Consider the following 16,572-nt stretch of genomic DNA (forward strand, 5'->3'; position numbering starts at 1 on the left):
CGCCCATCGAAAGGCACCCGACGCCACGGACCATCAAGCTGCCGCGTAGCTCGCGCGGAACAACTCCCCGGCCCGCTCGACGTCCCTCGGCGTGCGGAGCTGCACCTCCAGGTCGCCCGTCCCGTGATGCCCGAGCCCGGACACGTCCCGGGTGAACCCAGGAACAAGGTCGACCTGGTTCGGGTCGACCCTCAGGTACACCAGGAGCTTGGTCTTCTGTGGCGGGCACACGCAGGCGAAGTTCCGCAGCCGCTGGAAGGCCGTGTACTGCTTGCGCTGCACGCGGTTCACGCCATCCCCGAGGCCCAGCAGCGCCGCGTCGACGGCGGTCGCCAGCTCCACCATCGGGGCGCCCTGGCCACCGGCCGACGCCCCCACGATGGCCGGCCGACGCCCCCGGTGAACTACGTGCGTACTCCCGCTGACGGAAGCCACGGCCTCCAGCCCCAGCAGGTCGCTGCCGAACAGTCGGTAGCGGACCAGGTCGATGGAGCGCCGGTGCTCGCGGACGGCGTGCACGTCGTAGCGGGTGAAGTCGCCGGCGATGCAGACTAGCCGCGGGCTGCTCCAGCGGACCTGGGACGCGGCCGTCTCGCCGAGCCGGTCGCGGACCAGGTGCTCGAACTCGGCCCGGTGATCCACGAGCCAGCTCAGGTAGAACAGCCCCTGGTTGATGACGCCGGCGTCGGTGCCCCGCTTGTACTCGACGATGACCGGCGAGCCGTTCTCGTCCAGCCCCAGCGAGTCGATCCGGCCGGCGTGCACCGGACCTGTGCTGTACTCGCTCGCCAGGAAGCGGACGCCCAGCAGCGTCTCCATGTTCGCCTCGACCAGGCCCTGCACGTGGGCCTCGACGTCAGCCAGGCGTGCCACGATCTCGATCACGCCACCATTCACCGTCCGGAACAGCTTCAGCCCCGACACCTCATTCCCTCGCTCGGCCTGGAGATCCATAACGCCAAGCGAACTCCGGTCTATTTCCGCGCTGGCCACCGAAAACGTGAAGAGATTGCGAGCGTGCATCACGGCTCCGCAAGCCGGTTTCGTCGCTGCGATGTGCGGGATTTCGCCGGTGACCCAGCACGAGCGAAAGCCCGCCCACCGAGCACACCAGCACAGGAAGACCAGGGGCCCGACTCCGAGGAGTCGGGCCCCTTCTGGCACCGCAGCCCGCAGACACACCCACGGTTGGGCACGTGACCAACGCATGACCAACGGCACCCAGGAACGGCCAGAAATACCCAGAGACAGGCAGCTCTGGACGGTAGTTGAGAACAGGCACCCATCCACTAAAACGCCTGTTCAGAGCCCTTTTTCATACCCAGCCCGTCAGGGGTGGCGGCCCCCACAGCTGAGCTGCCGCCTTCTTCTATGCAGCAACAATCTGACTGACCCCGGCCCGAGACCGCCGCGTGCGCTCGACGAACAAACGGGCCCCAGGCCCTCAGGCACACGACTCATACCGCAGGGCTAATCTCAGCACACCATCAAGTCACATACAGGGCCCGATTTACTGGATCGTGACTGGTGGAGTCATGGCGTACGGGGATATCCGGTTTCCGGGTACGCGGACTACGACGGCCCACCTGTCTCGTTGTTCTGGATCCGGCGAGGGGATGTGATCGGCCCACATGTCGTCGCGGATGTTGGGGATCCAACTTGTTTTGGGGGTCAGGTCAAGGACAACCAGCATGCCCAGGGTAATACCTCCGGCCTGGTACGCCACGGTCTGGCCGAGGTAGCGCCTTAGCCCCTTTCGCGTTGTTTTACCCTTCGCGCGCTTACATTCGATGACGGTAGAGAATCCGGGGAAGCGAACTTCGATGTCAGCGCGGCCGCCACTGCGGTCGGCGACCTCAACGTCGGCGTCCTCCAGGTTGCCATCCAGGTAGTCGTGAAGGTCTTCCTGGACTGTTTCCTCCAACGGGAGCTTTTCGCCAGGCCCGGGGGCAAAGAGATAAGCGAAGCGCGGTGTGTGGTGGGCGCGGGCGCGGTTGGTCCTGCTATGCAAGAAGCGAATGGCCTGGACGATCAGGCGAGTGAAGTGCTGCCGGACAGTGGGGTGCTGGAAGTCGCCACAGCCCTTCAGTACGGCGATGACATCGTTGTAGATGTGCTGCTGGGCGATCGGCAGCCGGCTGGCAAGGGTGGCCTCCCAGTCGGTGTTGCTGGTCTGAAGGCTGGTGAGCATGTAGGTGGGCAGGTTGGCGAGGACTTGGCTACCAACTGCGGCGGCCAACTCTGGGTAAGAGGCCGCCGCTGCGGCTTTTCCCTGGTCTCCTGGCTGGACCTGGGGGGCACCGCCTTGGAGGCGGTGGTCGATAGCTTGGAGAAGTTGGTGGGCTGCCTCCGCGTCCCAGTCGTCAGGAGCGTCGGCGACCACAGCTCGCAGGTGCAGCAGGAGACCTTGTCGGCTGGCGAAGGCAGTTTCGATACGTGGGGCAACCAAGACTTGGAAGCCCAGAGCGGCATCGGCAGGCTGAAGGCGGACACTACGGTGCGCGGTGTAAGCGGTGAGGATGTGCTGGATGGTCTGGTTGGGCCAGGCGGTCAGGGGCTGGTCCAAGTGGGCGTCGGCGTGATCGAGGCTGCAGCTGAGGGTGTACCAGGCAGCTTCGGTGTCGTAGCGGCCAGCGCGCCAGTGGGTGCGGGTGCCGGTAAGCCACATGGCGTGCTCGGTGAGCGAGCGGCGCAGCTGGCCAGTCGCCGCGGAAAGAGTGGTGGTGTCGCCGGCATCGAAAGCAAGAACGGCATCAAGAGCGGCGAGGAAGGCGGTGGCGTCGGGACGGTCCTCGTCGGCGTCGATGGCTTGCTGCAGAAGGTCGCGGGCGGTGGCGAAGGCTTGCAGCAGGGTGAGGCGGTCGGGGGCGTTGGCGGCGTCGGCGAGATGGCACATGGCGAGTTCGTAGACGGCGTCGCCGTGGACGGCGGTGTGGGAGAAGCGTTCCAGGGCAATGAGCAGATCACTGTCTCGCCAGTGTTCGTAAGCGGTGCTCAGTGCGCGGACGACACGCCGGGCGTACGCGGTGGGGGCCGTCGTGGCGTCGGGATCGACGAGGCGGTCAAGGAGTGCGTAGGGCTTGGTGGGTCCAGGCAGGGCGAGGCGAAGGGCAGCTTCTATGAAGACGCCGGCCAGTTCGGCTTCCAGAGGCGTGCTGTGGTGGCGGCTGCGTTCCAGGGCGGCGATGTTGAGCTGGAAGCTTGCGCGCTGGAGGTAGCCGGGGTGTTCGACGAGTTGGTCGAGGAGGTCGTCAGCGGCTGCGGGGCTGGTGGTGGTGGTCAGGGCGCGGGTGACGAAGGTGGCCGCCTGGTCTGGATGGTGGAGGGTGTCCCACTCAGCCAGGAGCGTTTCGGCGACGCGGAACCACAGCGGGGAGGCGGCCAGAGTGTCGGCCTGCTGCCAGAGGGATTCCTCACCGCCCAGGTCGTCGAGGGTGGGTGGATCGCCGTCCTGGGCGAGGAGCATCTCGAGGGGGGTCACGGCGGGTGGCCTTTCTCGATGGACGGGCGACAAGGGACGGTCGAGCACCTTAGCGGGCTGGTTACCACACGGGTTCTCCCGGGCCTGCGATGCGCAGGCGGTCAGCGGGAATGACCGCGGTGGCCAAGTCACGTTTGGCCGTGGCGGTGATGACCTGCAGGCCGTCGGTCTCCTCGCAGATGTCCTTGAGCTGGCCGAGGACTTCGGCCACGTCGACGTCGATGGTCTCCTGTGCGCCGGCGGAGTCGAGCAGGAGCAGGCCGGGGTGCCGGCCCACGCCCGTCTCCTTGCCGACGCGCAGTAGCGCGAGCAGTGTGGCGATGCGCAGGCGTACTTGTTCACCTGGTGTGACGGCGGTGAAGGTGGTCTTGCTGCCGCCTTTGGTGACCTCAAGTTTGCCGTTGCCCAGCAGTTTGATGGCCTGGAGTTCCTTCATGCCGAGCCGGATCGCCAGGCGGCAGATTTCCTCGCTCACGGCGCCCAGCAGCTCGGTCGAGGCGTCCTTGGCCCGCTTGTCGGCCTCTTTCGCGGCCATCTCCAGTACTTGTTCCTCTACCGACATCGTGTCTGGCTGGCGGGCGCGTTGTTCGGCCGCTTGGCGCTCGGCGAGCTGGCCTTCGAGGCGGGCCACTTCCAGGTGCGCGCGCAGCGCGGACTCGCGGGGCATCGCTGCTTGTGCTGCGGTCAGGTCCGCGCGGGCTTGCGCAAGGGCAGCCTCGGTGGCGGTCGCGGCATTGGTGGCCTGCCGGGCGGCGCTTTTCGCCTGGGCGTGGGCCTCCTTGAGGGTTTCGATGGAGGCGGCCAGTTCGTCGGATGCGGACGCGTCGGTAGGTGCTTCCGCGGGGGCGGAGCCACATATGCGGCAGTGCGTCTCGTCCAGGTCGGCGTGTGGCAGTTGGTCCAGCGTGGTGGAGCAGCGCGGGCAGCAGGTGGGCTTCAGCGCGCCGAAAAATCGCTGGGCGGCAGCGGTCTCACGCTGATCTCGGAGGCGGGCTTGGTCCAGGACGAGCGTTTCGTGGATCTCGTCCTCGGCTTGGCGCGTCTGGTGCATCTGCTGCACAGCACTTGCGTGCTGGGCGGTCAGTTCTGCCAGACGTGCGCCGGCCTGCTCTACGACTTCGACTGCCTCCTCCAGGCTGGGAGCCGTCGCGGCTTGAGCGGCGCCCCAGCGAGCTTGGGCAAGTTGGTCTTCCAGGTCTTGCAGGGACGAGCCCCGGGCAGTGAGGTCCTCCTGGGCACGTCGGCGCTGGCCGCGCATGGACTGCTGCACCAGGTCCAGGGCTGCTTTGGCGTCGCGGCGGGTCGACGTCCACGGCAGGCCGACGAACATCTGCAGCAGGCTCACCATCGTGCCGCCACCGGCTGTCTCCCCCAGCAATGCGTCGCGCTCCCGGTTACGGCACAGCAGGGCGTGGCTGAAGGCAGGCCAGGAAGTCATCACGACTTGACCGTCCCGGCTGCCGGACTGAGTTTCTGCGCGAGCGTCCCTACGCCAGCCGCGCAGGAACTCCAGGCCCAGCCGGTCCATCATGAAGGCACCCATCACTGAGGCGAATTCCGCTTCATCAGCAAAGGGGGTGGCGTGCTGCTGCACGCCGACGGTCAGGGAGCCGGTGAGCTGGTCGCCAGTGTTGTCGACCTGCACCGTGAACGGCTCACCGTCGACCTTGGCATCCAGGCGAACGTGGTGAATCCAATTCCTCACGTCGGCCTGCAGAGCACCGGCACCACGCAGGCACCACCAGACGATCTCCAGGATGCTGCTCTTGCCCCGCAGGTTGTCCGCCGTTACACCCCACAGGCCGGGTCCCAGGTCCCAGGAAAAGTCCACCGTGCCGGTGGACTTGCCGTTCTTCTCCCCGGTGAATGCCAGACGCTTGATCAGTAGCTGACGCGGACGGGGCAGAACACCACTCTCCCGTACGCCATGGCGTGCAAGGATCTCCCCGGCCTGGCCACTGTCGACGCCGGCCCGGCGGGCTACCGTCTCGACGAAGTCACTCATCCGCCCGCTCCTGCCCTCTGTTTCGTGACCTGCGCGAGTCGCTCACGCACTCGGTCGGTGATGCCGCTGATGCTCGCCTTCCAGACGGCGCGCTCGTACTCGGCCTGCGCGTATTGGAGAGCCTTCAGTTGGCTTCCGCTGCTTTGGCCGGCCACCGCCAGTACGACCACGGCCCGCTCGTCGTACCAAGCGAGGTCTTCAGCGGTGGTTCGCAGCTCGGCGGCCATCTCCCGGCCTGCAGGCAGCAGGTAGTAGTCCCACCGGTCCACCTTTGTGGGCGGCTCACCCACCGGCACGATGTCGATCAGGTTATACGAGTACAAGAGCCCCAAAGCGTCATCTAGTGCCTCCCACGCACCGAACCGCCAACGCACCATCGGGTAGCGTGAGATCTCCGGCTCGTCGCCTTCCATCAAGGCACTAGCCCGCTCCAGCGCCCATGCGGTGTCACGGACTTTCCCTGCATCGACCTGGTTGAGCAGCTCATCGGCCAGATAGTCGGGATTGCGCAGCCAGAAGTCCAAAGCCTGCAGCCGCTTCTGCCCACGGACCACCGCGACCGCACTTGGCGACTCCTCCCCTGACCCTCCGTCGCCGCATGGCGCCCCACAGCGATCAAGCAAGAACAGGAGCCGCACCGCGTCCTGGACGCGCGATGCCCGACGCACCCCGGAATTCCCCACCCGCTCTTCCCTCCCGCCAGCCCCCACTGGCCAAGCAAGATCCAACATGTAACACAGAGCGGCGACAGTGCGAAACCACTTGCACACCGAACAATCCTCACGAGTCGCCCACGCACCGCCGATGGACTGCGCCCCAGACGTCAGCACCGCCCGCCGCGGCGCCCTCGGCGCCAACCGCAACGACACCGGCGGGGTGACTTCCCTCGGCGGAGTTCTCGCTGGGCTTGAAGATGAGGGCGACCAGTGTGAGTTCGCCTCTGCAATGGCTGCACTTGCGGCACCGGTTAGCTTGCCCTGCGGTGCCCTGAGCTGGGTGGAACGAGAGCAAACACGGCGGGCGGACGCGGGTGGCCGACTGCAGGGCCGACCTGGGCAACGGGTCGGCGCCCGATCCGACCAGGCCGTCTACGACGGGCCGGGACACACCGCACAGACTTGCGCAGACCTGAAGAGCGGGTTTCCACGGCTGTATCCAGCTTGGTTCCGCTCCGGCCCGTGAGGTTGCCAGATACAGCCCTGGGTGACGAACGAATGGGCTAACCACGTCGAGCCGTGACCAAATCAGCATTGCCAACTTATACGGATGTCCGCCACTTCCTCGGTGCAAGCCCTTCGAAGAGCCACTGAAGCCGCAGCAGGGGGATCCCCTGCTGGTCCAGAAGGTCTGGAAGGCGGTCGGCGGTCTCGGCGAAGACCGTCAGCGCGTCGTCCTGGGCGAGGCGCTCTCAGCAGTCGGCCAGCACGTTGTGGTGGAAGCCGGGATCGCCCAGCTCCATGGCCAGGGCGTACTTGAAATCGATACGGCAGCGCACCGCCTCGGCCGCCTGCCGGTCCGACAGACCGAGCAGGAACTACATGGCTAATCGGGCGGGCGAGATGCCGGAGCGTCCATCGCGCGGGTATCAGCCGGCGAAGTGCGGTTCAGGGAGTTGGGGCGGTGGGAAACCTGGAGCCCCGGTCGAGAAGAGCGCCAGGGAGAGCAGGAGCGGTGCGGTGGATGCTGCCGGGCTGCCCGCCACGACGCCTCACCCCATGAACGCCCATGAGCCGGTGGCCGGCACGCGTCAGCCGACTTCGATCCGCTGTTCGCCCTCTTCCTGCGCACCTGACCCTTGGCTGCGCTGCCAGGCCGTGACACGCCTCCAACACCGGGGCGCCCGGGCCGCAGGCCCGGGCGCCCTGGTCAACGGTGTTGCTCGCGTGCTTACTCGAAGGACCGAAGCCGCAAGCTGTTGGTCACCACGAAGACCGACGAGAAGGCCATCGCGGCGCCCGCGATCATCGGGTTGAGCATGCCGAAGGCGGCCAGCGGCAGGGCAGCGACGTTGTAGCCGAAGGCCCAGAAGAGGTTGCCCTTGATGGTGGCGAGGGTTCTTCGGGAGAGGCGGATCGCGTCGGCGGCCACGCGCAGGTCACCGCGTACGAGGGTCAGGTCGCCCGCCTCGATCGCCGCGTCCGTTCCGGTGCCCATCGCCAGACCGAGGTCGGCGGTGGCGAGCGCGGCCGCGTCGTTGACACCGTCACCGACCATCGCGACGGTACGGCCCTCGCCCTGCAGCCTCTTGACCACGTCCACCTTGTCCTCGGGCAGGACCTCGGCGATCACCTCGTCGATACCGACGGACTTGGCCACTGACTCGGCGACAAGCTGGTTGTCGCCGGTCAGCAGGACGGGCTTCAGACCCAGTCTGCGCAGCTCGGCCACCGCCTCGGCACTGGTCTCCTTGACCGCGTCGGCGACGGCGAGGACGCCGCGTGCCTCGCCGTCCCAGGCGACGGCGACCGCCGTACGTCCTTCGGCCTCCGCCGCGGCCTTGGCCTCGGCCAGCTCCTGGGGCAGTTGGATGGCCCAATCCGCCAGAAGCTTCTCTCGCCCGACGAGCACGGCGTGACCGTCGACGACGCCCTGGACGCCGAGGCCGGCGACGTTCTCGAAGTTCTCCGGTACTGGCAGACTTCCGACCCGCTCGGCCGCACCGGCTGCGATGGCCTGGGCGATCGGGTGCTCCGAGGCGTGCTCCAACGCACCTGCCAGTCGGACCAATTCGTCCTTGTCGACGCCCGGTGCGGCAATGACCTCCTGGAGCTGCATCCGGCCGGTGGTGACCGTGCCGGTCTTGTCGAGGACCACGGTGTCGACGCGGCGCGTGGACTCCAATACCTCGGGGCCCTTGATGAGGATGCCCAGCTGGGCGCCTCGCCCGGTACCGACCATCAGGGCGGTCGGGGTCGCGAGGCCGAGGGCGCACGGGCAGGCGATGATCAGCACAGCGACGGCCGCGGTGAACGCGGCGACCGAGTCGCCGGTGACGACGAGCCACGTCCCGAACGTTCCAGCCGCGATCAGCAGCACGACCGGCACGAAGATCCCAGAGATCCGGTCAGCAAGCCGCTGCACCTCGGCCTTGCCGTTCTGCGCATCCTCCACCAGCTTCGCCATCCGCGCCAGCTGCGTGTCCGCGCCGACCCGGGTGACCTCAACGACGAGCCGCCCACCCGCGTTGACCGTGGCGCCGGTGACAGCGTCCCCGACTGCCACATCAACCGGCACCGACTCGCCGGTCAGCATGGAGGCGTCCACCGCGGAGGCACCCTCGACGACGGTACCGTCGGTGGCGATCTTCTCGCCGGGCCGTACGACAAAACGCTCACCGACTGCCAACTGCGCAACAGGGATACGTACTTCCTTCCCGTCCCGCAGCACGGCGACGTCCTTCGCGCCCAGCTCCAGCAGCGCCCGAAGCGCCGCACCCGCCTTGCGCTTGGACTTCGCCTCCAGGTAGCGCCCGGCGAGGATGAACGTCGTCACGCCAGCCGCAGCCTCCAAGTAGATGGAGGAGGAGCCGTCGGTGCGGGAGACGGTGAGTTCGAAGGCGTGTCGCATGCCTGGCATACCGGCATGCCCCCAGAACAGGGCCCATATGGACCAGCCGAACGCGGCGAGCGTACCGATGGACACCAGGGTGTCCATCGTCGCGGCGCCGTGCCGGGCATTTGTCCACGCGGCCTTGTGGAAGGGGAAGGCGCCCCAGACCACGACCGGAGCGGCCAGCGCCAATGACAGCCACTGCCAGTTGTCGAACTGCAGAGAGGGCACCATCGCCATCAGCACCACGGGCACGGTGAGTACGAGCGACACGTACAGACGCTGCCGCAGCGACAGCAGCTCTCCGTCCGGTGCCTGAGCCGCCTGCGTCTCGCCCTCGGCCGTGGTGGCTGTAGCGGGCGGGGGTGGCTCCTCGGCCGTATAGCCGGTCTTCTCGACGGTGGCGATGAGGTCGGCCACCTCGACGTCGTCCGCGTACGAGACCTTCGCCTTCTCCGTTGCGAAGTTGACGGTCGCGGTGACACCGTCCAGGCGGTTGAGTTTCTTCTCGATCCGGGCGGCGCACGAGGCGCAGGTCATGCCGCCAATGGAGAGCTCGACCTCGCGGGCGGGCGCTGGTGCCGCCCCGCGAACTGCCTTCTCGGGAGCCGTGCTGGTCATGGACGTATCTCCTGGGTAGGCCGGGACGTACGGCGTCCGTATCAGCGGAGCGATACGTCCCGGCACGGGGAGGGAACTCGGGTTGCCGGGCGTGGCCCGACGGAGCTGTCAGTCTCGACCGACGAGCTCATATCCAGCCTCGTCGACGGCGGCACGGACGGCCTCCTCGTCGAGCGGGCCGGCGGAGGTGACCGTCACTTCACCGGTCGCGGCGACGGCCTTGACCGCGGTGACACCGTCGAGCGCGGAGATCTCCTGGGAGACCGCGCCCTCACAGTGGCCGCAGGTCATCCCGGACACCTTGTAAACCGTGGTGACACCGTCGCCCTGGATGTCGACCGTAGCGTCGGAGCTGCAGGAACCGTTGCCGCAGCAGGAGCCGGCGTTCGTCTTGGTGGTCATGGCTTCTTCCTCAAGGTGTGGGTGCATGGGGCACTCGTCGAGAGGGGCGCCGTTCCCCGGCCCCTCTGACAGACGACAACGCTATACCCCCTAGGGGTATTCCACCACCGGACCAATAACGCGGTTATGGCCGAGCGGTGCGCGGCTCACCAAGCGCGACAGTTCTATGGTCCCGCCGGAAGAGCGGTCGCGAGCAGGACGGCGGCCGCCCCGGCGCTGACGGGACAGATACTCGCGGCGGGGCGGGGAGGGGACGCCATCAGGCCGGACCGCCGTCGCCGCGCCAGAAATCGCGCCCGTCGGTCACACGGCCATCATCAACAGCATCGCGGACATGGCTCCGCCCATACCGATGTGAGCTGCCAGCGCGGCATCCGGTGCGGCTCCGAGTTTGCGGCGCCGACCGCCGCCCGGCCGCTGCGCCGTCCTGGCCCCGTCCCACGCAGCGAGCGTCAGTGACGCCAGGAAGACGAGCACCGTGTCCGGCATGACCAGCAGCCAGCGGCTCCAACCGGACCGCGAGCCGGTACGCCGCCGCGCCCGATTGTCACCTCTCACCCTGGCCCACACTGAGGCACCGATCGACAGCAGGAAATACACGGCGAGCGCCGCGATCAAGAATCGCCACCCAGTAGCGGACCCTGCGGAGTCACTGGTCCCGGCCGCAGCCTTCGCCATGCCCGGCATGTCCATCCCGGACATGGCGCCCATCCCGCGCATCGACTCCATGCCAGCCGCCTGGCCGTTCCCCGGCATGCTCGCCATGTGCTCCATGCCCGACATGTGCGCCATGGATGAGCCCCCTGGGTCAAGCACCGGTCCGGACGACGTGCTCGTCATGGCAAGCGTCATGATCACCATGGCGCCACTGCCGACGATGAGGTGCACCCAGTGACGACCCTCCTTCCATCCGTACTCACGCGTGGCCTTGACCGCCATCACCCCTCCGCCGAGCCCGAGCAGGCCGAACACCACCGCCCACCACATCCCGTAGCCCGCGTACCAGCCGACTGTCGTCGGCAAGGCCATGGCGGCCATGCACAGCCCCATCAGCAGGTCACCGCCCGCCGCGAACCGGATCTCACCGCCCGTGGTCACCGCGCGAACCGCACTGACGGCGGCCACCAAGGCGGCCACCACCGCCACGACCCAGCTGAGCGCCATGAATCCCATGTTCACCATCCCGAATCGATTACCAGCGCCCTGAGTACGTCTCGGGGGAAAAGGGCGTTCAGACCGGTGGGGTTTCGCACCACGCGGGGCAGCAGGGCGCTGCCCCTGCACACCCAGGAAGGCCGGCAACCTGCCCGCCGAATGGAGCAGCACCAAGCATCCAGGTACCCCCTAGGGGTAAGATGCTGATCCGGTAATCACGAACGGATGGAAGCCATGACGCTTCGGTCAGCTCGCGACGGCGGCATAGCCGTCCGCTGGACGTACGGAGTGTTTGTCACCCTGTGCGTCGCGCTGGCCGTACTCGTCCACCACGAGACGCCCTCGATGGACGTCTCCTCCATGCCGCACGCGGCTCACGCCGGTCACGTGATGCCCGGCAAGACGTCACCACCGGTCTCTGGCATTTCCGCGCACAACGTCGACGACGACGCCTGCTCCATGTGCGCAATGCAGCACTGCACCACGGCAAGCGTCGATTCCGTGCAGCTCGCCGCACCCCGCCGGATCGCGTTCGCCCCGCTGGTGGACCTGCGGCACGCCGCAGCGGGGCGTGCACCCGGCGCAGCAACGGTCGGCCGCGCCCCGCCCGACCTGTCCGTCCTCTCCCAACTGCGCATTTAGGCCGCTTCGGACGGCGCGCGATGTGCCGTTCCTCCGCGACCACATCGGCAGTTTCGATTCAGAGGACACCCCGCATGAACAGCATCAACCGTCGCTCCGTCCTGCTCGCCGGACTGGGGGTCGCGGGCGCCGGCGCGCTCGCCGCCTGCGGCAACGGCTCCGGTTCCGGCAGCGGCAACGCCCTGGTCACCCCGTCCGGCCCAGCGGTCGCCGCCGCCGAGAGGAAGCGGACCAGCACCGGACGGCAGCAGAAGCTCACCCTGACCGCGGCGCCCGCCGTGATCGACCTGGGCGCCGGCGTCATGCCCAAGACCTGGGCCTTCGACGGACGCACCCCGGGCAAAGAGGTCCGGCTGTCGGTCGGTGACACACTGGTGGCCGAGCTGTCCAACCAACTCCCGAACAGGACCGCGACGTCGATCCACTGGCACGGCATCGCCCTGCGCAACGACATGGACGGCGTTGCGCCCGCCACCCAGACCGCCGTCCGGGCCGGCTCCACGTTCACGTACCGCTTCATCGCCGACGCCCCGGGTACGTACTTCTTCCACCCGCATGTCGGCGTCCAGCTCGACCGCGGCCTGTACGCCCCACTGATCGTCGAGGACCCGAAGGAGACACTCGATTACGACGACGAGTGGGTCGTCCTGCTCGACGACTGGGTCGATGGCGTCACCGGCACCCCCGACGAGGTCTTCGCCGAACTCAAGCACGGCATGGGCGGCATGGAGACGGGAGCGAGCAGCAGCCCCGGCTCTGGCGCCATGGATGGCCACGACATGGGGGATATGGGAGGGATGGACATGAGTGGCGAATCGGCGTCCCCCTCTCCTGCGGCCTCCGCCCCCTCCGGCGGCATGTCGAAGTTCATGCTCATGGGAGCCGAGAGCGCACTGCTGGGAGGTGACGCCGGCGATGTGAAGTACCCGCACCACTTGATCAACGGTCGGGTGGCGACCGATCCGGACGTCTACACCGGCAAGCCCGGCAGGAAGGTGCGGTTGCGGATCATCAACGCGGGTGGGGACACCGCGTACCGGGTCGCCCTGGGCGGCCACAAGCTGACCATCACCCACACCGACGGCTTCCCGGTCCAGCACCAGGAGGTGGACGCCGTGCTGGTCGGCATGGGCGAGCGTTACGACGTCCTCGTCACCCTCGGCGACGGCGTCTTCCCGCTCGTCGCCCTGGCCGAGGGTAAGAACGCAGGCGGTCTGGCCCTGGTGCGTACGGGCTCGGGCAGCGCACCGAAGGCGGCCGTCCACCCGAAGGAACTCGACGGCATGATCATGACGGCATCCCGGCTGCGGGCCGCCGACGACGTGCGCCTCAAGTCCGCCACGGCCGACGTCACGCACGAGGTCAGGCTGACCGGCAGCATGGCCAAGTACGACTGGGCCATCAACGGCACGCCGTTCGACATGAAGGAGCCCGACGCGAACCCGATCCTCATCGAGGAGGGCCAGCGCGTCCGGCTGGACTTCATCAACGACACCGACATGTGGCACCCGATGCACCTGCACGGCCACACGTACCAGCTCGGCACCTCCGGACCGCGCAAGGACACCTCGATCGTGCTGCCGAAGAAGAAGCTGTCCGTCTTCTTCGACGCGGACAACCCGGGTCAGTGGATGCTGCACTGCCACAACGCGTACCACGGTGAGGCCGGGATGATGGCAAACGTGGCCTACCGCGCCTGACCCTTCAGCCAGCCTGTCCGGACGGGCTCATCGACTGCATCACGATGGGCCCATCCTGACGATCGGCACCCCCGGCGACTTGCCGGCCGGCCCGATCCGCGAGGTTCCCGGCACCCCTCGATGAGGGTGATGTCACGCCTCACGCGTCCCCCATGGCGCGCGCCGACCTCGGAATCTCAAGGGCCTGACCCCATCGTCCGTGCGCGGTTCCGGCCGATGTCTGTCAGTCTTCCGCGGGCGCAAGGGCCCACTTCTCCTCGATGCGGCCGTACCGCCAGATCAACAGGGCGGCCGCCCAGGTGACGACGAAGAGGAGGACGACGGCGTAGCCGACGCTGTTGAGGTCGATGCCGCCGACCCACTGCCAGAAGGCGCCATGCAGGGAGAGCTTGTCAGCGGCGATCGACAGGAGTTCGACAGTGCCGATGATCATCGCGGCGGCGACCGACAGGCCCGTGATGGTGATGTTGTAGAAGACCTTGCGGACGGGGTTGGAGAAGGCCCAGGAGTACGCGAAGTTCATGAACGAGCCGTCGATCGTGTCGAGCAGGCTCATCCCGGCCGCGAACAGCACCGGCAGGCACAGGATCGCGTACCAGGGAATGCCCGCCCCCGCGGCGCCCGCGGCGAGAAAGAGCAGGGACACCTCGGTGGCGGTGTCGAAGCCCAGACCGAAGAGAAAGCCCAGCGGGTACATGTGCCAGGACTTACCGACGGCCCGGGTGGCCCGGCCGAGGATCCGGGTCATCACGCCGCCGCCGGCGTTGAGCTGTGCCTCCAGGTCCGCCTCGGTGTGGCCGCCGGTGCGCACCCGTCGGAAGACCCGCACGATGCCGACCAGGGCGACGAGGTTGAAGGCGGCGATGACGTACAGGAAGACACCGGAGACGGAGGTGCCGATGAAGCCGAGCGTCGCGTGCAGGCTCGAACCGTCGTCCTGTACCGGTCCGGCGAGGGAGCGCACACCGAGCGCGAAGAGCAGGGCGAGCAGGAACACGACGCTCGAGTGCCCGAGGGAGAAGAAGAAGCCGACCGAGAGCGGGCGCTGTCCATCAGAGATCAGTTTGCGGGTGGTGTTGTCGATCGCGGCGATGTGGTCCGCGTCGAAGGCGTGCCGCATGCCGAGCACGTAGGCGGTGACCCCGATCCCGATGCCGAACGCCCCTTGTCCCCCGCCGAGCTCGAAGTGCTGGGGAACGACGATGAGCAGCAGCGTGCCCCAGCCGATGACGTGCAGAGCGAGGATCGCGGCGGCCAGTCCGCCGGCCCGAGCCCACTCACGCGGGGTGAGTGCTCCGCGTACGCGCCGGAGGAGGCCCGGCTGGGACTGGGTTGCAGCGGTCATGATGGTGTCCTCGATCCCGGTGGTGCTTGACGTCGCGGACCATCCTCGCGGCATGCGGTACCCAGATGCAAAAGGGTCGCAATAACAACTGGGACGAGTCCGCTGCCTGGCGATGCGGAATCGCGGGAGCGGACGGGAAAGCTCAGTGCCCGAAGTGGCCCGGGCGGTGGCCGTGGCGTTCGGGCTCTTCGTGTCGGCTCGTCGGCTTCCGGTCGTCCGCTACGGGGTGCCCGGTGCGCAACCCGGACAGGGTGACCGTGACCAGGCGGTCGGCCGCGGCTTCGGAGGGCAGGGCCGTAGCGGCGGTGAGGGCGTGGAGGCAGTACGTCGCGAGCTCGTCGGGCGCGACATCGTCCCGGAAGTCGCCGGTCCGCACGCCTGCGACAAGCAGGTCACGGATCATGCCGTGGAGCTGCTGCTCGGCGTGGGCGACCCGCTCGTCCCGGTGGAGGAAGGTCGCGAGGTCGGTGCCGTGGTGGCCGCGGGAATGGCGTGAGATGTGAGCGAACGCCCTGAGGACCGCTTCGAGCTGTGCCGCGGCTCCGTCGACCTGGTCCCGGACCTCGGCCAGCTGTCCCAGGTGCTCGGTGATCCGGCGGTCGTGCCAGGCGAGCAGGATCGTCTCGACGTCCGGGAAGTACTTGTAGAGCGTGGCCCGGCCGATGCCGGCCTGTTCGGCGATCTGCGACATCGTCACCGCCCGCACCCCGTGCTCGGCGGCCAGCTCCGCCGTGGTGTTCACAATCGCGTCGCGCACCGCACGACGGTGCGTCTCGATCGTCTCGTTCCACAGCTTCGGCACCGCATCAGCGTACACGACGACGTTGTCGATACACACTGATTGACACCGTAGACACTCTGTCTCGTAAACTGCCGACCGCCACCGCCCGCCCCCTCGACGACCGAGCACAACGAAGGGCTCCCCCATGACCGACTCGTCCTCCCGCCCCGATGCCGCCGGCCACGGGCCTGACCCTGCCGCACATCCGGGCATGCCGCGCTGGGCGAAGGTTCTCGCCGTCGCCGCCGGATCCGCGTTGCTGGTGGCGTTCGTGCTCATGCACACGGTCGGCGGCGGAATGGGCGGCCACTGATCGCCATGGTCATGAACGCCCGCCTCCGCAAACTCACCCTCACCGCGCACGTCACCGCCTCGGTCGGCTGGCTCGGCGCGGTCGCCGTCTTCCTCGTCCTCGCCGCCGCGGGGCTGACCAGCAACGATGCACAGACCGTGCGCGGTGCTTATCTCGCGCTGGTGCCGACAGGCTGGTACGTCCTGGTCCCGCTCAGCTTCGCCTCGCTACTGACGGGACTCGTCCAGTCCCTGGGGACCGCGTGGGGCTTGTTCCGCCACTACTGGGTCCTGTTCAAACTGCTGATCAACGTCGTCGCCACCGTTCTCCTGCTTGTGCACATGCAGGTCGTCGGCCACATCGCCGACGCCGCGGCGGAGGCTAGCCTGTCCAGCGGCGACCTCTTCGGTATGAGAGTTCAACTGCTCGCCGATGCCGCCGCGGCCCTGGTCGTCCTTCTGGTCGCAGTGGCACTGTCGGTGTACAAGCCGCGAGGACTGACCCGCCACGGGTGGCGCAGGCAACAGGGCCTGCGTGCGCAGCAAACAGCTGCGCACGCAGATCAGGCGCCAGGGCTGGCGGCTCGCTGACGCCGGGGC

The 16,572-nt window shown here is 67.9% G+C and carries 12 protein-coding genes and 1 pseudogene; 3 read left to right on the plus strand and 10 right to left on the minus strand.

The genetic code is table 11. The features are described from left to right. Window positions 1-33: 33 nt before the first annotated feature. From ACWEEU_RS18835 to ACWEEU_RS18870, 8 genes and pseudogenes are all read right to left on the minus strand, one after another. A complete protein-coding gene (locus ACWEEU_RS18835) occupies window positions 34-924 on the minus strand; it encodes a DUF5655 domain-containing protein (protein ID WP_451733889.1) in 891 nt (296 codons plus the stop codon). A 586-nt stretch (window positions 925-1,510) separates the two neighbouring features. Beyond that, entirely contained in the window at window positions 1,511-3,481 is a 1,971-nt protein-coding gene (locus ACWEEU_RS18840; protein ID WP_451733679.1) for a hypothetical protein, read from the minus strand. 61 nt (window positions 3,482-3,542) lie between these two features. Continuing rightward, window positions 3,543-5,486 carry a hypothetical protein gene (locus ACWEEU_RS18845; RefSeq protein WP_451733681.1) on the minus strand — a complete coding sequence of 648 codons (1,944 nt, stop codon included), beginning with the start codon at window positions 5,484-5,486 and terminating at the stop codon, window positions 3,543-3,545. After that, window positions 5,483-6,010 carry a hypothetical protein gene (locus ACWEEU_RS18850; protein ID WP_451733683.1) on the minus strand — a complete coding sequence of 176 codons (528 nt, stop codon included), beginning with the start codon at window positions 6,008-6,010 and terminating at the stop codon, window positions 5,483-5,485. The genes ACWEEU_RS18845 and ACWEEU_RS18850 overlap by 4 nt, the downstream gene beginning before the upstream one ends. Window positions 6,011-6,900: 890 nt before the next feature. Further along, window positions 6,901-7,020, minus strand: a pseudogene (locus ACWEEU_RS18855) (transposase); the annotation flags it as partial. A 353-nt stretch (window positions 7,021-7,373) separates the two neighbouring features. Then, window positions 7,374-9,656: a heavy metal translocating P-type ATPase gene (locus tag ACWEEU_RS18860; protein WP_451733685.1), complete on the minus strand. Its 2,283-nt coding sequence runs from the start codon at window positions 9,654-9,656 to the stop codon at window positions 7,374-7,376. Window positions 9,657-9,764: 108 nt separating this feature from the next. After that, window positions 9,765-10,058, minus strand: a complete 294-nt coding sequence (locus ACWEEU_RS18865) for a heavy-metal-associated domain-containing protein (protein WP_451733687.1) — start codon at window positions 10,056-10,058, stop codon at window positions 9,765-9,767. A 303-nt stretch (window positions 10,059-10,361) separates the two neighbouring features. After that, on the minus strand, window positions 10,362-11,222 hold the full coding sequence (locus ACWEEU_RS18870) for a DUF5134 domain-containing protein (protein WP_451733689.1): 861 nt from the start codon (window positions 11,220-11,222) through the stop codon (window positions 10,362-10,364). Window positions 11,223-11,447: 225 nt separating this feature from the next. Between ACWEEU_RS18870 and ACWEEU_RS18875 the strand changes: the two genes are divergently transcribed. Both ACWEEU_RS18875 and ACWEEU_RS18880 read left to right on the plus strand, forming a co-directional pair. Then, window positions 11,448-11,855 (plus strand): DUF6153 family protein, encoded by a 408-nt coding sequence (locus ACWEEU_RS18875; protein WP_451733691.1) that lies wholly within the window; start codon window positions 11,448-11,450, stop codon window positions 11,853-11,855. A 74-nt stretch (window positions 11,856-11,929) separates the two neighbouring features. Beyond that, window positions 11,930-13,555 carry a multicopper oxidase family protein gene (locus tag ACWEEU_RS18880; protein WP_451733693.1) on the plus strand — a complete coding sequence of 542 codons (1,626 nt, stop codon included), beginning with the start codon at window positions 11,930-11,932 and terminating at the stop codon, window positions 13,553-13,555. 223 nt (window positions 13,556-13,778) lie between these two features. Here ACWEEU_RS18880 and ACWEEU_RS18885 read toward each other — a convergent pair whose 3' ends face one another. Beyond that, window positions 13,779-14,900 carry a HoxN/HupN/NixA family nickel/cobalt transporter gene (locus tag ACWEEU_RS18885; RefSeq protein ID WP_451733695.1) on the minus strand — a complete coding sequence of 374 codons (1,122 nt, stop codon included), beginning with the start codon at window positions 14,898-14,900 and terminating at the stop codon, window positions 13,779-13,781. Window positions 14,901-15,042: 142 nt separating this feature from the next. After that, complete coding sequence (locus ACWEEU_RS18890; protein ID WP_451733697.1) at window positions 15,043-15,702, minus strand: TetR/AcrR family transcriptional regulator; 660 nt, start codon at window positions 15,700-15,702, stop codon at window positions 15,043-15,045. A 297-nt stretch (window positions 15,703-15,999) separates the two neighbouring features. On the opposite strand from ACWEEU_RS18890, the gene ACWEEU_RS18895 reads away from it, so the two are divergent. Beyond that, window positions 16,000-16,563, plus strand: a complete 564-nt coding sequence (locus ACWEEU_RS18895) for a hypothetical protein (protein ID WP_451733699.1) — start codon at window positions 16,000-16,002, stop codon at window positions 16,561-16,563. Window positions 16,564-16,572 lie beyond the last annotated feature (9 nt).

The organism is Streptomyces sp. NPDC005004 (genome assembly GCF_053600675.1).

Excerpts from the sequence above, each read along its gene's own strand:
- ACWEEU_RS18845 (WP_451733681.1), bottom strand. The coding sequence starts at position 5,486 with ATGAGTGACTTCGTCGAGACGGTAGCCCGCCGGGCCGGCGTCGACAGT.
- ACWEEU_RS18865 (WP_451733687.1), bottom strand. The coding sequence starts at position 10,058 with ATGACCACCAAGACGAACGCCGGCTCCTGCTGCGGCAACGGTTCCTGC.
- ACWEEU_RS18875 (WP_451733691.1), top strand. The coding sequence starts at position 11,448 with ATGACGCTTCGGTCAGCTCGCGACGGCGGCATAGCCGTCCGCTGGACG.
- ACWEEU_RS18895 (WP_451733699.1), top strand. The coding sequence starts at position 16,000 with ATGGTCATGAACGCCCGCCTCCGCAAACTCACCCTCACCGCGCACGTC.
- ACWEEU_RS18880 (WP_451733693.1), top strand. The coding sequence starts at position 11,930 with ATGAACAGCATCAACCGTCGCTCCGTCCTGCTCGCCGGACTGGGGGTC.
- ACWEEU_RS18860 (WP_451733685.1), bottom strand. The coding sequence starts at position 9,656 with ATGACCAGCACGGCTCCCGAGAAGGCAGTTCGCGGGGCGGCACCAGCG.
- ACWEEU_RS18885 (WP_451733695.1), bottom strand. The coding sequence starts at position 14,900 with ATGACCGCTGCAACCCAGTCCCAGCCGGGCCTCCTCCGGCGCGTACGC.
- ACWEEU_RS18870 (WP_451733689.1), bottom strand. The coding sequence starts at position 11,222 with ATGGCGCTCAGCTGGGTCGTGGCGGTGGTGGCCGCCTTGGTGGCCGCC.